Origin of the sequence: Chryseobacterium sp. PTM-20240506, from assembly GCF_048296755.1 — a bacterium.
GTDB classification, from domain to species: Bacteria; Bacteroidota; Bacteroidia; order Flavobacteriales; family Weeksellaceae; genus Chryseobacterium; species Chryseobacterium proteolyticum.
This window is the reverse complement of sequence record NZ_CP182581.1, coordinates 3,551,859-3,566,872: the sequence shown is the minus strand read 5'-3', so window position 1 is coordinate 3,566,872 and position 15,014 is coordinate 3,551,859. Positions and strand designations below refer to the sequence as shown.

The window sequence follows — 15,014 nt, the reverse complement described above, 5'->3', positions numbered from 1 at the left end:
TTTAATTAATCCTGCTCGCCAGCATTGGTGAGCTTCGCATTTACAAAAAATGTACTTTTCACTACTATTTTAGAATCAGGGGCAATTTCTGTTACCGGAGTTATTGCTGTATAACCCATATCAGAAGAACCTTTTACCACTTCAATCTTCTCAAAATTGATCATTTTCACATTTTCTTTAGGCATTTCTTTCTTAGGTTTTTCTTCATCATGATTTTCAGCAGGCTTTTTATCCGTTTGAACAAAAATATAAGACTTGCCATCTGCTTCTACAATTGCATCATTAGGAACAGCCGGTGTGGTTGTTTTTTCGAGACTTACAACTCCGGTAATGCTCATTCCATCAATTAATCCTTCCTTATTCCCGATTACATTACAGTGTACAGAAATGGTCTTACTCGCATTCTCAAAAGATGAACCTATGCTGAATACTTTGGCATCATACTCTGTCTCTGGGTTGTTGGTTAGATTAAAATGAACAATTTGCCCAACTTTCATTTTCGGAAGATCTTTTTCGTATATCTGTAAATCCAAGTGAATGGATTCATTATCAATAACTTCAGCCACCGGAGATGAAACATCAACATAGCTCCCTATTTGTGCAGAAATACTACTCACAGTTCCATTGATAGGTGATGTTATTACCAAACCTGATCTCATATTTGCATTGTTAACAGCACCGGGGCTTATTCCCATCATCTGAAGTTGCCTCAACAAAGAGGCCTTCCTCGTTCTGAGGGTTTTTAATTCTGCATCGGAACTCTGCAGGTTTTTCTTGGCTCCTGCATCATTATCAAAAAGCTCTCTTTGTCTTCTGTACTCCTGTTCCGCAAATGTAATTCTACTATTCACAGTCAGGTATTCTTCCTGAAGTCTTATAAATTCAGGATTGGCAATTGTTGCGATCACCTGTCCTTTTCTCACCACACTACCTACCTGAACAGTAAGCGTTTTAATAATTCCTCCATATAAAGAGGTAATGGTGGCTTTACTGTTATTAGGTACATCCAAGGTACCATTGGCTTTAACGGTAGAAGTTAACTCCTTCATTTCAATGGTTCCCATTGTAATTCCAACAGCTTTTATTTGTTCTTCCGTTAATGAAGCAATAGTCTCGGAAGCTTCTGCGGGTTTCTCAATTTTTTGCTCTGCTTTTCCCGCAGGATTTTCCGCCACCTCTTCCTTTTTACTACAACTTACAGTTAACAAAGAAAGAGCAATACAATATATGATGATGTGTTTTTTTCTCATTTTATTTATTAATTATTGAATTAATCGTTACAACAGATTGGTTCACCTGCTGGATGGATTCCAGGTATTTTAATTGAATATTTGTCGCAGTCTGCAAGGCGAAAAGATACTCTACATAAGTAATTTCACCTGTTCTATATCCTAACTGAGCAGCTTTTACAATTTTCTCAGCATTAGGAATCGCTTGCCCCACATAGTAATTATATTGCTGCGTATCCTGTTGATATTGGGTTAATGCATTTTGCAATTGAGTGGAAAGCTGATTCTTCTGATACATAGCATTGGTTTCCGCAACCTGCTTCTGAAATTCCAAAGATTTTATTCTCGCCTTTGTCGCTCCGAAAGTTAGAGGAATTGCTATTCCTACATTTACAAAGCTAAACCGGTTGCCTGAGTTATAAAATACTTCCCGTCCGTTTACTGGATAAGATCCTGTTAAAGACTGGTTGGTATATCCTAAACTGAATTCCGGAAGTCCCTGTGCTTTTTCTACATTTTTGTTTTTTTCAGCAATTTCCATTTCCTGATAAAATGCTTTAATTGTAGGGTTATTATCAACCTCTTTGCTGTCCAGAATATTTCCGGATTTAAGTGGCTCATAATTTCCGTTAAACGGAACCTCAATGTCATCAGAAATATTTAAAAGTGTCTTTAAATTTTTATATGCGTTATTTAAAAATACCTGATTTTGATTGAGCAAAAGGTTGATTTCTCCTTGTTGGGTTTCAGCAGTACTGATCTCAATCTTTTTTATGTCCCCAGCCTTGAACCTTACGGTGGCTATACGAATGAAATCGCGATACAGGCTGTCCAGATTCTTTAATTGCGCTTTATTATATTGCAGATATTCAATCTGATAATAATAGGAGCGAACCTGTTTAACAAGCTCATTCATAGAAATTTCCTTCTCTATCTGTTTACCTTTTATAGTTTCCGCAATTAATTCTTTTCTGGCCTTGAATATGGTAGGAAAAGGAATACTTTGTGAAATTGCAAAAGATTGGTCAAAAGTAGGACTATTATACTGCCCGAGCTGTGCATTAAAATTCATTTTTGGCAATTCTTTAGCCGTAGGTTTTAAAGCCCTTGCAGCCTCAATGCCCAGGTCTTTGGATTTCAGTCCGGGGTTGTTCGCCACGGCCTGTTCTACTGCCTGTTCTACAGTCAATGTTCTGGATTGAGCGCTGGCGAATTGACCCAACATTATAAATCCAAGAATAATCACCGGTGTAAATGGTTTCATTTTCACCTTCTTAATTCGAAGTTTTGTATTGAAAATAATATACAGCATTGGTAACACAAATAAAGTAAGAAAAGTAGCACTGATTAATCCACCGATTACAACGGTTGCCAATGGTTTCTGAACCTCAGCTCCTGCGCCCGTGGAAATTGCCATGGGTAAAAATCCTAACGATGCTACCGTTGCAGTCATTAATACTGGTCGAAGCCTTGTTTTAGTCCCCTCCATCACTCTTTTAAAGATATCTTTTTCGCCTTCTTTTTCTAATTCATTGAAGGTTCCTATCAATACAATTCCATTAAGAACCGCTACTCCGAATAAGGCAATAAATCCAATTCCGGCACTGATACTAAAAGGCATCCCTCTTACAAGAAGGGCAAAGATCCCACCAATAGCACTCATTGGAATGGCTGTAAAAATCAATGCTGCCTGTTTTAAAGAGTTGAAAGTGAAATACAATAATAAAAATATCAACAACAGCGATATAGGTACCGCAATCATAAGACGCTGGCTAGCCTCCTGAAGGTTTTCAAATTGTCCACCGTAAGTATAATAATATCCTGCAGGTAGCTTAACGTCTTTGTCAAGCTTCTTCTGAATATCCTGAACCACACTCTGTACATCACGTCCTTTAACATTAAAGCCTACAACAATTCTACGTTTTGCCTGTTCGCGGCTGATCTGTGCGGGACCCATTTTGTATTTGACATCTGCGACCTGTGAAAGCGGGATCTGTGCTCCTGTTTTAGTATTGATCATCAGGTTATTAACATCATCAATATTAGTCCTATTAAGACTATCCAAGCGAACAACCAGATCAAAACGTCGCTCATTCTCAAAAACCTGACCGGTACTTTTTCCTGCAAACGCGGTACTTAAGGCGTTATTTACATCTTCAATATTGATTCCGTAATTAGCCATTCTTGTTCTGTCATAAGTAACATTGATTTGTGGAAGTCCACCCACTTTTTCAATTTGAGGAGCATTAGCTCCGTTTACCGATTGTATCGCCTTTCCAACTTTCTCTGCATAAATGGCCAGGGAATCCAGATTCTCCCCGAAAATTTTAACGGCTACGTCCTGTCTAATTCCCGTCATCAATTCATTAAAACGCATTTGGATCGGCTGGTTTCTTTCAAAATATACCCCGGGAATCGCTTCCAGTTTTTTACTGATCTCATCTCCCAGTTCCGCATATGATTTTTTTGTTTTCCACTCGCTCTGTGGTTTTAGCACCACAATGATATCTGAAGCCTCTGGTGGCATCGGGTCAGTAGGTACTTCGGCTGATCCGGTTTTTCCTACAACCATTTTTACCTCATCAAATGACTTGATGATCCTTGATGCCTGCATGGATGTTTCCAAACTTTGACTTAATGAACTTTGCTGAGGTAGGATACATTGAAATGCATAATCTCCTTCCTGCAATTGCGGGATAAACTCCCCACCCATATTTTTGAATATGAAAATTGAAATCACAAAAATAGAAATCGTTATAGTGACAATTACGAGCTTCAATCGAATGGCTTTTTGCAACAAAGGCTTATAAATACCTTGAAGAAAGTCCATAATTTTGTCACTGAGTGTCTTTTTATGACTAACATTTTTAGAAAGGAACAACGAGCTTACCATTGGAATATAAGTAATGGATAAAATGGTAGCTCCAATAATTGCAAATCCTACTGTTTTTGCCATTGGGGTAAACATTTTACCTTCTACTCCAGCTAAAGAAAGTATTGGAATATAAACGATCAGAATAATGATTTGTCCAAAAATGGCACTATTCATCATTTTGGACGCTGCCCTTCCTACTTCCTTATCCATCTGGATCTGCGTAAGCTTCCCGCTGTTTTTATTATGTAATAAATGCAATGTTGCCTCTACAATAATAACGGCTCCATCTACAATAAGTCCAAAATCAATTGCCCCCAGACTCATCAGGTTGGCACTCACCCCAAACACATTCATCATTCCTAAAGCAAATAATAAGGATAGAGGAATTGCTGACGCAACAATAAGCCCGGCACGAAGATTTCCAAGAAAAACAACAAGTACGAAAATTACAATTAATGCACCCTCTACCAGATTTTTCTCCACTGTTTTCATTGCTCTTCCCACGAGATCAGTCCTATCAATGAAAGGCTCAATGACTACGTCGTCAGGAAGAGATTTTTGAATAGTAGGGATTTTAGCTTTCACATTGTTCACCACCTCATTACTATTCGCTCCTTTCAGCATCATTACGACTCCACCCACGGCATCTACTTTTCCGTTATAGGTCATCGCTCCATATCGCACCGCACTTCCAAAACGAACATCTGCGACATCTTTTATGTATATAGGAATACTTCCTGTTTCATTTTTCACTGCTATGTTCCGAATATCTTCTAACGAAGTGACCATTCCGACCCCGCGGATAAAATAGGCATTCGGTTTTTTGTCAATGTAAGCACCTCCGGTATTCTGATTATTTTTTTCTAAAGCAGTAAAAATATCGGAAATACTTACTCCCATCGCTTTTAGTCTATTGGGATTAATACCAACTTCATATTGTTTCAACTCACCTCCAAAACTGTTGATTTCTGCAACACCAGGAGTTCCATTAAGCTGTCTTCGAACAATCCAGTCCTGCATGGTCCGAAGATCTTTAGCACTGTATTTTTTTTCGCTTCCTTTTTTCGGATGCAGAATATATTGATATATTTCTCCTAATCCCGTACTTACCGGAGCAAGTTCCGGAACGCCCACTCCTTTGGGAATTTCTTCAACAGCTTGTTTAAGTTGCTCACTAATAAGCTGTCGCGCAAAATAAACATCAACATCTTCTTTAAAAACAACTGTAATCACAGAAAGTCCAAACCTTGATACGCTTCTCATATCTTCAATGCCTGGAACATTTGCTATACTCTGTTCAATTGGAAAAGTAACCAATTGCTCTACCTCCTGTCCCGCTAATGTAGGACATACCGTAATAATTTGAACCTGATTGTTCGTAATATCAGGTACCGCATCAATGGGTAATCTGGTAGCACTCCAGACTCCCCAGATAATCCACAGTAAAGTCATTAAACCAATAATGAACTTATTCTTAATACTGAATTTTATAATTTTATCTAACACAAAAAAGATTTATTTTATTGAAATTATATGCACAGACATTTTAAAATGTCAAGTGCAAAAATATCATGAAGATCCATGCAATAGAATTGCAAAGTTTCACGTAAGGTTGGAAAGCTGTGCTTTCCCCAAATCAATAAAATTAAATTTTAGGAGGCTGCCAGATATTTTCGTAAACCTGATAGGCAAAGTTATTTTTGTGGAAAAGAATCTTTTTGGAAAAGTAAGCCTGTTCTTGTCTTGGAATATTTATCTGAGGTTCCATTTTAAAAGCCGCAACCGTTATCTGACAACAATTGCAAACACATAAAGGAGAACAGATATCTCCCTGATCCTTTGAATGAGACTGTTCAACGCTTAATGAAAAGTCAACTTTCGAAGAACCCGATTGTTTATGCACATCTTCACATGGCATTATGGATAATGCCGCAAAATAAAGCGCTAAAATCAATCTTAAGAAGTTCATCTGGACAAAGGTAGAATTTTTTTATTAAAAAAATATTAAATAAAATTAAACATACTCCATTAGCATATTTTTAACAGACCATCATAATACTATATAAATTTATGAATCTATATAGTATTTATTTGTACAATTATTCAAATGATTACATCTTTGACCAGGAAAATAATTCTTAATATTTAATATATTAAAAAAAATATTAAATCAATAAAGTTTTAATAAATATAAATTATATTCGCGTTTTAAAATTTAACAAAAATTAACAATTCATGAAAACGACACTTGTACCGCTATTGTTAGCCGTATCCTCTATGGCTTTTGCCCAATCCTGGAATCTTACAGGAAACTCAGGAACCACTCCCCCGTCTAATTTCATAGGCACCATTGATGACCAGGAACTTGTTATCAAAACAAATAACATGGAAAGACTTAAGGTATTTAACGGACCTTATGCCAATGGTATTGCTATCGGAAACTCTGCGGCTGCAGGAACCGTTAACGGAGCCAAGTTAGAGCTTGCAACAGTTCTTTGTAACGGCTGTGCTTCACGTTGGTCTGTTGCATCAGATGCAGTGATCAGAACTTTGGGAAGTCATAATCTGGAATTCCATATGCCTAATGACAATGCAGTTGATCCTAACTCTGATACTTCAACTCCTAATTCATCCGGAATCACCAGGATAAAATTTACAGATTCAGTACACCCAAGCAGTCTTGTGGTTTTCAATACCGGAAAAGTAACTGTAGGAACTGATCAGTATGATAATGACCCTAATTTCATCTTTTATGTAAGAAAAGGAATAAAGGCTGAACAAATAAAAGTGGAAAATCCCGCAACCAACGGATGGGCTGATTATGTATTTAAAAAGGATTACAAATTGAGATCATTGGAAGATGTTGAAAAGCATATTTCAGAAAAAGGACATTTACCAAACATCCCTTCTGCCGGAGAAGTAGAAAAAAATGGAATCAACCTGGGAGAAATGGATGCTAAGCTGCTTGAAAAAATTGAAGAATTAACATTGTATTCTATTGAGCAAAATAAAACGTTGAAACAACAATCCGATAAGATTGAAAAGCTTGAAAAACAATTGTTGTTGCTTCTTTCAGAAAAAACAAAATAAGTAAACTATGAAAAGAAAATTACTTTCCTTATTTTCTTTGTTGATTGGTGTTTTCGGATTCTCACAAACCGAAGTCTACTTCAAGTATGACGAAGCCGGAAACCAAAGATACAGAGGGACAGATGTGAGTGGTAAAAAAGCACCTGAAGACTTAAAAAATTTGGCTAAGACCGAAGAAAAACCTAAAGCTGAAGAGGTAAAGACCATCGCTGAGATCAAGCAACAACCGGTTCTGGATGAAAAAGAATTCTGGAAACAGATCAGGCTGTATCCTGTTCCTGTGAATGATTTCCTTACTATAGACTGGACCGATGAAGTAGACGGACTCATAGAATCCGTTTCTCTTTACCAGCACAGTACGGTTCACTGGAAATTCCAGCAACAGAATACTCCGGGATTAAATAAGCAGCTAAAGATCAATATGTCCAATTACGAATGGGGTGTATATGTTTTACACTTTACATTAAAAGACGGCAGGGTCTTCAGCAGAAATATTACAAAACGATAAACTTTTAATCATAACAATTTACTAACAACCAAGAATATGAAGATTCTTTCATCATTGGTACTTTCCCTCTTTTCGGTGTTGGGCTATTCCCAGACCATACTCTATCAGCAGGAAAGTACTTCAAGAACAGTACAGGATCCGCAAACCGTGGTCTTGGCTCAAGGGTTTAAGGCCTCCTCCGGCACTTCAAATCCTTTTGTGGCAAAGATCGGGCCTTCTACTGAAAACCCAGGTGGGGGACCTACAGATTCCGGCGCGGGAGCCGGTAATCCAACAGGGACATCCGCACCGGTAGGCCAGAGTTTCCATGATACCAAAGGAAATATAGAGGTTTCCGGAACCGGACAACTGCAATTTAGCTTACCAATAGCTTTACCTCCGGGAATAAAAAGTGTAGCACCTCAGATCAACCTGACATATACAAGTGGTTCTGTCAATGGAATTGCGGGTTATGGTTGGGATATTTCAGGAATAACAGCAGTATCTAGAATAAGTAAGAATATTGAAAAAGACGGAATAACCAAATCGGTACAACTTGATTATTCAGATAATTATAGCTTTAACGGACAGAGGCTCATTCTTAAATCCGGAGAATATGGAAAAGATGGAGCTGAATATGTTACTGAGAAATACTCCAATATCAAAATCAAATCATTAGGAACAAAAAATGGAGTTCAAGGACCCATGTTGTTCCATGTTACTTTTGATGACGGCTCGCAGGCATGGTATGGAGATACTGAATACAGCGATCCGGAGCACTATAGTGCAGCCAGAACGTCTACGGGATACAATCTTGTAAAATGGATGGATGCCCAGGGGAATTACATCACCTATGAATATGAGAAGAACCAATATCTTACTTCTCAACCAGTTCCAGGCGGGGATGTTACCCGGATAAAGAAAATAAAATGGGGTGGGAATGAAACCCTGAATAAACCACATTTCAATGAAATTTCGTTCAATTATAACCTGGATAGGACTTTTAAGGAGATTTCCTATCATCAGGGATTTTATTACAATCAGGACAAATTATTAAATGAGGTGGTTGTTTCCACTAACGGCGGTCAGTTTAGAAGATATGCTTTAGAGTATACGGATAATGGTACGAGTTATCAGTTTGTTAATAAGATCACTGAATATAATAGTAATAATGAAGCAGCCAATCCCATAGCCATAGAATATGAGCCTGCTCAGACGTCGGGAGAGGAAACAACCAAAGAAAATAATATCACGACTACCAATACCAAAAAGTATGGTGATTTTGATATGGATGGCATCACAGACTATCTGGAATATGTTCCCACTCCAGGGACTGCAGGTTCCACACAGGTAGGTGTTCTGAACTTTAAGAGTTCTGTGTACAAAGATGTTCCGGTTATGCCGTTACAGTATGAACTTAATCGATTTACAGCTGCTGAATTTGGTAAGGCGACATCTGTGACTTTCAAAAAAGACGGATACGTAAAAAACAAAGCAGGAATCGTTATTCCTCATACCGTTGCTACAGGAGATCCTAAAAAACCCAATTATGAATTATTGGTATACTCTGTAGATATTTCAGATTTCAGATTCAAGCTGGAATATTCGAAACTAATTACGTATGATCAGTATGCTATTGGTGATCCCGGAGATGACGACCTTCCTATGACGGGCTGTAACTATTCAGTCGTAAGCTTATCGGATTTAACAAGTTATGACTATGATGGTGATGGAATTACGGAACTTCTTTTTAATTTCAGAAGAACGAGAACATGTATTAATGGAGGGTTTGATCCGGAACCTATTGGCAAGTCAGTTCAAGAACCTATTACCCTGGATGAAACTCCCCCTCCTACACTCCCTTATATCGAGCCTTCAGTTAACTCATCCAATACTGAAGAATATGGAGTACCTCCGATCGACAATGGAGAGGTAAACATTATTCCAGGAAGTACTTTAACAAGTTTTTACTCATCCATATTATTTGATCTAAGTGAAAACCTTCCGGTTGCCGAAAGCATTTACAAATATGACGAAGGAACTGGAGCTGCAAAGAAAATCCAGTTTGCAGATTTTAACGGAGATGGAATCCAGGATATTATCTGGCTCAATAGCTCCAATGGTACTATGACCAAAGTATTTAATATCAATAAAATATCTGCAGGAAACTTTGTATTATCCAATGTAGGAAACTTCACAGGACAAGCGCTGGGAGGATTCTTCAATGGTGCACTATACGGTGACTTTAATGGCGACAGCAAAATTGATGTCTTAGTTCCTCAAGGGAATAAATCTTATAACTGGAATTTATTTTTATCTGATGGGAAAAAGCTGAATCAGTTCTACATCAATAACTTTATTTTCTACTCTTCAGGAACCGAAACCTTAACACAAGGTGTTCATAATACCTTCTTTGAAAGTGGATGTGCGTATGGTATGAGCAGATATTTCCAGTATAATACAGCAGATTTGGATGGCGATGGAAAATCTGAAATTATTGTTTCAAATGTTTTAATTACTGACCATACATGGAATGCTCACCATGACAAGGAATGGACTAATACCAATGTTACAGTTTACTCTGTTAACAAAGTATCCGGAGCCAATGATAAAAGTATTGTTTACAATCCTCCTATTACTATTCTGGGAGCAAGCATTCCACAACCTTATAATACTGAAAACACAGTTTCGATCCAAACTAATAGTGGTATCAACTTCTACAAAACAAGAAACTGGTTAAAGTCTTTTAACGAAAAGGTAATTCCTTTTAGTAATTTGACCATTAATAAAGACAACCAACAGGTTATCCTTTTAGGAAAACCAGATGATTGTTCTGGAGTTATCGGGTGCGGTTACAACTATGTGATTCAGTACGGATATCCTTATGTGCCCGCTTTGGCAAGAGCTAAGAATATCAAGCAAGGAGGAATCACCACAGAGATTAGCTACAAAGAACTTAACTCAAAAACAGATGCTAATTTTTATCAGCCCGTACAAAAAGAACTTTATCCTTATTTTGAATTGGAGCAAGCACCATTATCCGCTGCTGTATCACAGATTAAACAGTATACGCCAGCCGGTACTCTGATTCAGGATTTCAGATACAGAGGTTTTTTAAGTCACTTTACAGGAAAAGGGGTGATTGGCTTCCGTCAAACTGCCCGCTCCTCTTTATACGCTGCTGGATTTGAAAATGCAAAAATTTGGTCGGGTAAACAAATAGACCCTTTATTGGACGGAGTTCCGGTAAAAGAATGGTCCATCAGAACTGATAATGAAAGCCTGATATTCCCGGCAGATATCTCTGAGAATAATACTCAGTTATTGAGCTATAAATCGACAATTTATAAGGAAGACAAACTTCTCAACGGGCAAGTAGTTACAACTGTTTCCGATGCTGACAAGCCTAAAGTAGTAACAGCTACTGTCACTACCTCTACTTTAGCTAAAGATTTTTTGACGAACGTTACGACAACAGGAACAACTGTTTACAATAGCTATTACCTGCCGTCAAAAACTACTTCTAATGTTAACGGTAATTTTTCAGTAACTACGACCGACATTATTTATGCCAATAACCCATCAGGGATTGGAAAAGATTATTTCATTGGTCACCTAGATGCAAAAACTATACAGCATACGGCTTACAATACAACCGATAAGGTAAGCCAATACTATTTATACCAAAATAATCTTCCCAAAACAATTATTAATGTTTCTGGGAATAACTTCTCCAATAACTTCTCAGACAATCTTACCGAAGATTATAAATATGATGGATTTGGTAACATTATTGAGAAGAAAGTTACAGCCGGAAGTGACTCACAAGTCAGAATTAATACAAGCATTTATGATGATAAGGGGAGGTTCGTTACAAAGAAAACAGACAACCTTGGATTAGAAACCAACATTACCTATAATAATTGGGGTCAAATTTTGACACAAACTGATCCTCTGGGAAATACACTTACTAATACGTATGATTTCTGGGGCAAAATTGAAACTTCTAAAACAAATTTAGAAGGGATTACCACCTATCAGTATACAAAAGATAACCAGGACAATACCATAGTTATTGAATATGAACCTGATGGAAACATTTCCAGAAAATATACTAATAAATTAGGCCAGGAATATAAAACTCAAACTAAAGGTTTTGAGCAGGGTAAATTTGTGGCAGTTTACCGTATGTTTGATGCATTAGGTAGGAAAACAAAAGAATCCGAGCCTTATTTTGATCAGGCAACAGAAGAATTACCTGCAAATGTTCAGTGGAATACATTCACTTATGATGATACGGTATTCCCGGCTAAAGTTACAGCCTCTTTCTTTAACGGTAAACAAACGGAAACTTTTGTTTCAGGAACTGTTACCACCTTAAAAGAGCTTAACGGCTATGGAAGAACAACAACCAAAACGGTAGATGCTTTAGGAAATGTAATCTCTACAACAGACAAAGGAGGGACTATTAACTTCACCTACAATTCTATAGGGAAACAACTTACAGCTCAATATGGAACCAATATCGTAACGTCGAAATATGATGTTTGGGGAAGAAAAACAGAGTTTAATGATCCATCTAATGGAGTTTACAAGTATGAGTATGACGGTTTTGATCAGGTTAAAAAAATCACAAGCCCCAAAGGAACTAAGGAATACATTTACAATAATTTTGGACAGCTTATTAGTCAGAAAGAAATTTCAACAGTAGATGCAGGTGCTACGACCAATAAGATGATTTCTTATGTATACGATAATAAAGGAAGGGTTATTTCAAAAACAGGAACTTCCAAAGGAAAAGCGTATAGCACGAACCTATCATATGATCCTCAGGGAAGACTGTTATCTACTTCTGAAAATAGTAACGGCAAATATTACATGCAAAAAGGAGTCACCTATGATGATAAGGCAAGAGTCATTTCCTATGAAAAGAGTCTTTATTCTTCAGGAGTCCTTACCAAGGTTGATATTGAAAATGTGTACAGCAACTGGAATGGTGAGCTATATCAGATAAAAGACAAAACCTCTGGAAAAGTGCTATGGGCTTTAGAGCAAACCAATGCTAAAAGCCAGATTTTAAAATCAAAACTGGGAGCTGCAGAGATAAATAATACCTATGATGCAAATGGATTCTTAACTAACGCAAATCACTCTTCACAGGTCAAACCTGGTATATTACAACTTTCTTATTCATTTGATGCCATTAAAAATGAATTGAAAAGCAGGACAACAGGAGGGGATTTTAATATTGTCGAGTCATTTGACTATGATGACAACAACAGACTGATCAACTGGACCAATCCTGTAACAGGCATTAAACCTTCAAACAATCGTAATATCTATGATGAAAAAGGAAGGATTCTGGAAAACGACCAGGTGGGAACCATTAAGTTTAATAACGCAGCTAAGGTGTACCAGCCTACAGGAATGACCTTGAATGCAGCAGGAACACAGAATTATAACAATGATCTGATCCAGAGTATTGTTTATAACGAGAACAATGATCCCGTATTCATTGATGGACAAAAAGGAGATGTAGCCTTCCAATATGGACTGACGAGTATGAGACAAAGGGTTACTTATGGGGGTAATTTTGCAGCTGATGGAGACGGGAAGTTTACTAAATTCTATAATGGGGATGGAAGCTTTGAAGTAGTGGTTGACAATACTACAGGTAAAGAAAAGCATGTTCTTTACATTGGAGGAACACCTTATGAAAGTAACATCATTTTCCTCAAAGATTATAACGAGACTAATGGTTCGTATAAATTTTTGCACAAGGATTATCTCGGAAGTATTCTGGCAATTAGTGATGAAACAGGAAACAAGCTTGAACAAAGACACTTCGACGCATGGGGTAATTTCACCCATCTTCAGATAGGAAACGGAGTTATTACTACCGATAAAAATATTATTGATAATACTGCGCTACTTATTGAAAGAGGATACACCAGCCATGAACATTTTGCAGAAGTGGGAATCATCCACATGAACGGAAGACTGTATGATCCTTTACTCAGAAGGTTCTTAAATGCTGATGAAAATATCCAGGATCCTTACAATACTCAGAATTACAATAAATACGGGTATGTAATGAACAATCCACTCTTGTTTAATGATCCAAGTGGAGAATATATTTTCGGTATAGAATCTGCTTTATTAGCAGCAGTAGTAATCGGAGCAATCATTGGTGCTGCAAGTTATGTTGTAAGTGCAATTATTACAGGACAGAAGCTTTCTCTCCTGGGATTATTTAAATCCACGGTATTTGGTGCCATATCAGGTGCCGTCACATTTGGAGTAGGAAGCATATTCTCGGTCGCCAAGGAAGGTGTACAAGTTGCAACAGCTTTTGCTAAAAGCTTAGGAACTGTGGGAACAGTATTTGTACAAGCTGCAGCCCATGGTATCGCTCAAGGCGCTTTATCTTTAATGCAAGGAGGTTCTTTCCATCAAGCACTGTTATCTGGAGCATTAGGTAGTTTAGGAGCCTCGGCTTTTGGTGCAATAGCTAACGATGCTGCGAATAAACTACTTGGGCAAATTGCCTTTGGTGCTATATCAGGGGGCATTGGTGCAGAACTTACTGGAGGTAACTTCTGGCAAGGCGCAGTTATTGGTGGGATTGTTGCTGGACTGAACCACGGTTTGCATGAAATGGATAGTCCCGTTCAGAAAACACAGCCTAAAACTGATAAACCACAGCAAGGCACACTAGAGAGTAAATTAGAAAATAAGCTTAGTAAGCTAAAAGTGGGTCAAAAAATATCAGGATCTGAACTAAGTTTTATTAATGAAGATATTGGAGATTATATTGTTAGTATAACAAAAGTTAGTGCAACAGATTTTACTGTAGAACGAACAGGAGGCATTACGACAGGAAGATTAGCTTTAGAATCAAATGCAAAAATTGTAATTAATAAAACAAAAATCACATTCCGAAGTAAAATAGAAGATGTTTATAGAATTAAAGTTTTGGGTGTAAAATCTATAGCAAAATCTCAAATCTTAACTGATTTCTACCTTAATAATAATATGAAAATTGTATTTAACAAAGATGGAACAGCCACAACTTACTCTCCTAAAAAATAAATTAATTTATTTTTTAATTATACCTCAATTATTTTTAGGTTTTATTATATTTAGGTTAGTTGAATGGAAAAAAGAAGACGAAATTGCAGGTTTTATGGTAGACTTATTGTATTCAAAAGATATACATATAAGCAGATTTACCAATAGGTGGAATGACGATCTTTTTAAAACTATTCCAATCCTAATGTTGACCGACTTCATTTTAGTCGCTTTTGTTCAAATCATTATTTTATTAATCTTT

The 15,014-nt window shown here is 37.2% G+C and carries 6 protein-coding genes; 3 read left to right on the top strand and 3 right to left on the bottom strand.

The window, feature by feature from the left end:
* Window positions 1-5: 5 nt before the first annotated feature.
* The 3 genes from ACNFU2_RS15825 to ACNFU2_RS15815 form a co-directional block, all read right to left on the bottom strand.
* Window positions 6-1,250, bottom strand: coding sequence for an efflux RND transporter periplasmic adaptor subunit (locus ACNFU2_RS15825; protein ID WP_306613457.1), 1,245 nt, complete (start codon window positions 1,248-1,250; stop codon window positions 6-8).
* Between the two features lies 1 nt (window position 1,251).
* Complete coding sequence (locus ACNFU2_RS15820) at window positions 1,252-5,610, bottom strand: CusA/CzcA family heavy metal efflux RND transporter (protein ID WP_418122270.1); 4,359 nt, start codon at window positions 5,608-5,610, stop codon at window positions 1,252-1,254.
* Window positions 5,611-5,749: 139 nt separating this feature from the next.
* Window positions 5,750-6,073, bottom strand: coding sequence for a DUF6660 family protein (locus ACNFU2_RS15815; protein WP_306613453.1), 324 nt, complete (start codon window positions 6,071-6,073; stop codon window positions 5,750-5,752).
* A gap of 266 nt (window positions 6,074-6,339) precedes the next feature.
* Between ACNFU2_RS15815 and ACNFU2_RS15810 the strand changes: the two genes are divergently transcribed.
* Genes ACNFU2_RS15810 through ACNFU2_RS15800 form a run of 3 tightly spaced genes read left to right on the top strand, consistent with a single transcriptional unit; the run spans window position 6,340 to window position 14,773 of the window.
* The gene (locus tag ACNFU2_RS15810; protein ID WP_306613451.1) at window positions 6,340-7,194 is read left to right on the top strand and encodes a cell wall anchor protein; all 855 of its coding nucleotides are present in this window, start codon (window positions 6,340-6,342) and stop codon (window positions 7,192-7,194) included.
* A gap of 7 nt (window positions 7,195-7,201) precedes the next feature.
* A complete protein-coding gene (locus ACNFU2_RS15805) occupies window positions 7,202-7,702 on the top strand; it encodes a hypothetical protein (protein ID WP_418122266.1) in 501 nt (166 codons plus the stop codon).
* Between the two features lie 36 nt (window positions 7,703-7,738).
* Window positions 7,739-14,773, top strand: a complete 7,035-nt coding sequence (locus ACNFU2_RS15800; RefSeq protein ID WP_418122264.1) for an RHS repeat-associated core domain-containing protein — start codon at window positions 7,739-7,741, stop codon at window positions 14,771-14,773.
* The last annotated feature ends 241 nt before the right edge of the window (window positions 14,774-15,014 follow it).